This window comes from Candidatus Methylomirabilota bacterium (assembly GCA_028870115.1).
Classification (GTDB): Bacteria; Methylomirabilota; Methylomirabilia; order Methylomirabilales; family Methylomirabilaceae; genus Methylomirabilis.
On record JAGWQH010000044.1, the window covers coordinates 1 to 1,080 of the forward strand.

Consider the following 1,080-nt stretch of genomic DNA (forward strand, 5'->3'; position numbering starts at 1 on the left):
CGGTCAAACCGCTCGATGAGCGGGTGTTGCAGGCGCGCTTCCGATATTTGGTGCCGGAAGGCAGGCCGGAGGAAAACCTCCCCCCCACCTGGCGCGATTCCTGGGACCCTTCCCAGGATGGGACGGTTCAGTCTGCAATGCGAGGATCGGCTCCTTCCCCTGGGCAGCGCGCCCTAAGGGGCTCTGATCGCCTGCCGCTGGCTGTCGAGCTCACCCTTACGATTAGACAGACGAGATCGCAGGGGGTCCGTGAATTGATCCTGCCGCCGTTGGTCTTTCCGGTGCAAGTAGGGCGAACGCTATGAGCATGTGCCAGATTCAAGGTTCAAAGTTCGATGTTCAAACTTCAAGGTTCAAGGCGCAGAACCCGATACCCGTTTCTAGCCAGCGCGGATTGGCGCTTGTGGTTGTGCTTTGGATCCTTGCGTTTCTGAGTGTCGTATTTACGGCCTTCACCTTTTCGATGCGCACAGAGCTGGCCGCGGCCGGCAACTTTAGGCAGGAGGCGGAGGCGTACTACCTGGCGGAGGCCGGTGTGTACCGGGCGGCGGCGGAGATCATCAATGCTGATCGCGATTTCCCCCCCGATTCAAAGAGCTACGACGCCTTGGACGAGCACTGGCATACCAATCCGGCCGCCTATGAGAATGTAGCGTTGGGCGGAGGGCATTACTGGGTGGCGGTCAGGGATGAGGAGAGCAAGATTCCCCTGAACGGGCAGATCACCCCCCAATACGACGCGATGCTTCGTCGGCTGTTCTCCAACTCGGGTGTGAGGGACGAGAAACTCCTTTCCACCATCGTCGATTCGATCCAGGACTGGCGCGATGCTGACACTCTTCATCGCTTAAGCGGCGCCGAGGACGATTACTACCTGTCCCTCCCCAGCCCATACCGGGCCAAGAACGCCAACTTCGAATCTATCGACGAACTGCTTCTAGTCAAGGGGATGACCTCGGAGATCCTGTATGGCAACATCGCCAGCCCGCAAAGGCTGAAGGAACTGGGGGACCAGCCTTCCTGGGAACGGAATCTCAAGCCAGGCGAATACCTTGGAGTGGCACGGCACTTGTCACTCCA

The 1,080-nt window shown here is 59.2% G+C and carries 2 protein-coding genes; both read left to right on the forward strand.

Annotation, left to right across the window (positions count from 1 at the left end; translation table 11 throughout):
• A partial coding sequence (locus KGL31_04925) for a hypothetical protein (protein MDE2321246.1) occupies positions 1-305 on the forward strand: 305 nt, incomplete at its 5' end.
• Positions 306-403: 98 nt separating this feature from the next.
• Positions 404-1,080: general secretion pathway protein GspK (locus tag KGL31_04930; GenBank protein ID MDE2321247.1), on the forward strand; the 677-nt coding region annotated here is incomplete at its 3' end.